The 3,162-nt window shown below is 55.6% G+C and carries 2 protein-coding genes and 2 pseudogenes; 1 reads left to right on the forward strand and 3 read right to left on the reverse strand.

Annotated features, from left to right (window positions below; translation table 11 throughout):
* Positions 1 to 11: 11 nt before the first annotated feature.
* Positions 12 to 842 carry an S-formylglutathione hydrolase gene (gene fghA, locus EN750_RS25990; RefSeq protein ID WP_127398269.1) on the forward strand — a complete coding sequence of 277 codons (831 nt, stop codon included), beginning with the start codon at positions 12 to 14 and terminating at the stop codon, positions 840 to 842.
* A gap of 42 nt (positions 843 to 884) precedes the next feature.
* On the opposite strand, the pseudogene EN750_RS40975 reads toward fghA, so the two are convergent.
* The 3 genes and pseudogenes from EN750_RS40975 to EN750_RS26005 form a co-directional block, all read right to left on the reverse strand.
* Positions 885 to 1,046 (reverse strand): annotated as a pseudogene (locus EN750_RS40975) (type II toxin-antitoxin system HicB family antitoxin); the annotation flags it as partial.
* Positions 1,047 to 1,071: 25 nt separating this feature from the next.
* Entirely contained in the window at positions 1,072 to 2,079 is a 1,008-nt protein-coding gene (locus EN750_RS26000; protein ID WP_127398271.1) for a DUF4062 domain-containing protein, read from the reverse strand.
* Between the two features lie 96 nt (positions 2,080 to 2,175).
* Positions 2,176 to 3,162: pseudogene (locus tag EN750_RS26005) on the reverse strand (vitamin B12-dependent ribonucleotide reductase); the annotation flags it as partial.

The following is a 3,162-nucleotide window of genomic DNA, read 5'->3' on the forward strand; positions in this document are numbered from 1 at the left end:
GTGGAGAACACATGAAAATCATCTCTCAAACGAAAGCCCATGGCGGCGTGCAGGGCGTCTATTCCCATTTGTCGACGAGTTGCCGTTGCGACATGACTTTTGCCGTTTTCATACCTCCGCAGGCGCGGGAAGCGCCTTGTCCCGTTGTGTGGTATCTCTCAGGCCTGACGTGCACCCACGCCAATGTAATGGACAAGGGCGAGTACAGGCGCATGGCCGCCGAGCTTGGCCTGATCGTCGTCTGTCCCGACACCAGCCCGCGCGGCGCCGACATTCCGGATGAAAAAGACAACTGGCAGTTCGGCTCCGGCGCCGGCTTCTATCTCGATGCGACGCAAGAGCCTTATGCGAAGAACTATCGTATGTATTCCTATGTCACCGAGGAATTGCCGGCCCTCATCGCGGCTGAATTTCCAGCCGATATGGCGCGCCAGGCAATCTTTGGCCATTCGATGGGCGGGCATGGCGCGCTGACGATTGCCTTGAAGAATCCGTCACGTTTCAAGAGCTGCTCGGCGTTCGCCCCGATCGCCCAGCCAAGCACCGCCGGCTGGTCGAGACCGGCCTTTGAGAAGTATCTGGGCAAGGATGAGGCCTCGTGGCGAACCTGCGACGCGACGTCGCTCATCGAGGACGGATACCGTTTCCCCGAATTTTTGGTGGATCAGGGAACGTCGGATGGATTTCTTGACGACGGGCTGAAGCCTTGGCTGCTCGAGGCGGCCTGCGCCAAAGCAGGTATTCCGCTAAAGCTGCGGATGCAGGATGGATACGATCACTCGTATCTTTTCATCTCCAGCTTCATGGACGACCATCTGAGATGGCATGCTGAGAGGCTTTGATCTGGGCAGGCCGAAGGCATGGCCAGATGCAAACAAGTCATCCAGCCCATCGGCACGCAAACCTTCGATGTGGAGGCGTATCGCGCCGCGAATTTCGGTTTCGACCTCAGATACGGTCGCACCCGTCGCGATGCAGCCAGGCAAGTCCGGCACATAAGCAGAGAAATTATCTCCAGCTTTCTCAATCACTACGGCGTAGCGCATATGACCGCTCCAGATTGAGGATGCTTTAGTTATCTGTTGGCGCAACTTGAGCGTTGTCATCTTTAACGACGGCCATCCTTGATAGGTATTCCCTGAGGCCATTGTCGGTGAGCTTATAAAAGATCGCGCTACCACCTCCCTGCGTGCTGTACTGTTTTGCAGAAACCACTCCGACGAGCTCAAATTGAGTTAGAATAGCAACATCCGTTGCGTGATCAATGCTCACTTCATAGGCGCCATTGAGTTTTTGGATGTAGGTCGCAAGAGCTCGCATTCCAGATGTATTTGTTGGGGTGCGGAAATTTCCCCCGACTATGCGCAGAATGTCGCCCCACGAATACTCTCTTTCCCCAACTCTCTTTTGAGTATTGAACCCTGTCTTGTAATTATATTTTACTTTATGAGTGTCGTTCAGGTCGGCTAAGTTAGCTATAGAGATAGGAGGCTTAAGGCTGTCAATTTTTTCTACTAAGGCGCTGTTTTCCTTGCGAAGATTGTTTATTTCCGTTAATATCTCGGAAGTCGCCTGTTGATCGCCTCGTATCCATCCGGGGGCCGGATATCGCTTGATTGCGGTATTTAATGTAGTCGCAACTTGGCCTGCCAACTGATCGGCGTTGTCCCACATTCTTACCAGACGACCCTCGCTAACCTTTTTCCGAAATGCTTCAAGTTTCGCGAGAAGTTCTGAGTTTTGGTCAGTTTTGCCAACGACCACTTGGCTGATGTCTCTTCTGACAAATCCTAAGACCGGTTTCCCTGTTTCGATTGCGTAGTCGTATTCTTTCTCAGTATAAGAGGATCCATCTTTTGCAACAGATCCATACCTTGCCGCAACAACGAGGACATAATAATCGCAGACGTCAATTACTGTCTTGATAAATTCAAAAGTCTCTTCGTCTGAGGCTGGAAAGAATTCCATGCCGGATGGAATGCAATCCATCTCCAAAAGCGTCTGCATGACTTTTCGACGCTCAATTTCCAAGTCGGAGAAAGTAGAGCTAAGAAAAATCTGATACCGCTTCTGTTCCATGTTTCAGCCTTACTAAGTGATCCGCGCCGCAGGTGCGGCGCGGGTCTAATGTCGATAGCTCCCGATTATTGGGGCGCTGCGAGGTGGCACTAGACCTCAGCTGCACCCGCTGGTCGAACCGCATGTATCGCATTTCTCGCAGGTCCCGTTCCGTACCATCGTGAAATTCTGGCACTCGGAGCAGGAATTGCCTGTGTAGCCCTGGAGCAGGGACCTTGCGCGCCGGTCGTTGGCGAGTTTCTTGGCTTCGGCCGCCTCAACGGCCGCAGCGTCGGTGAACAAGCCTGCCGTCGCGTCCGAAGCAACACCCGCCGCCTCCTCGAAGGCGATGTCTTCGGCCAGTTCCTTCGCGCGCTCCTCATAGTCGCGCTTGTAGGCGACCGCTTCGTCGCTGGCGGGTTTCAGCGCCAGCACGTTGGAGCCGGAGAAGGCGGTCGGTGCCGAGCGAGCAGGGGCGCCCGAGGGGGCCGCAAAGCCTTTCGGGTCGTTGCCGCTGACGCGCGACACCAGCTTCACCGGCGATGCGCCACGAGTCAGGCCCTTGGAAACCGCATCGGTCTTGCCTTCGCTGATGCCACGGCCAAGTGCGGTGTTGGAAAAGTCCGACTGGTCGACATGGGCGAGATCGTTGCGCCCGAGATAGGAAATCGCCAGCTCGCGGAACACGTAGTCGAGGATCGACGTCGCGCTCTTGATGGCATCGTTGCCCTGCACCATGCCGGCCGGCTCGAATTTGGTGAAGGTGAAGGCGTGCACATATTCGTCGAGCGGCACGCCATATTGCAGGCCCAGCGAAATGGCGATGGCGAAGTTGTTGAGAAGGCCACGCAAGGTCGCGCCTTCCTTGTTCATGTCGATGAAGATCTCGCCGAGACGGCCATCGTCATATTCGCCGGTGCGCAGGAAAATGGTGTTGCCACCGATCTTGGCTTTCTGGGTGTAACCCTTGCGGCGGCCGGGCAGTTTTTCCTGCTCGCGCGACACGCGCTCGATGATGCGCTCGACGATCCGCTCGGTGATCTGTGCGGCACGTGCTGCCGCAGGTGCGGCGAGCAGCTGCTCGACGGCTTCATCCTCGTCGTC

Source organism: Mesorhizobium sp. M7A.F.Ca.ET.027.03.2.1 (genome assembly GCF_003999175.1).
Lineage (GTDB): Bacteria > Pseudomonadota > Alphaproteobacteria > Rhizobiales > Rhizobiaceae > Mesorhizobium.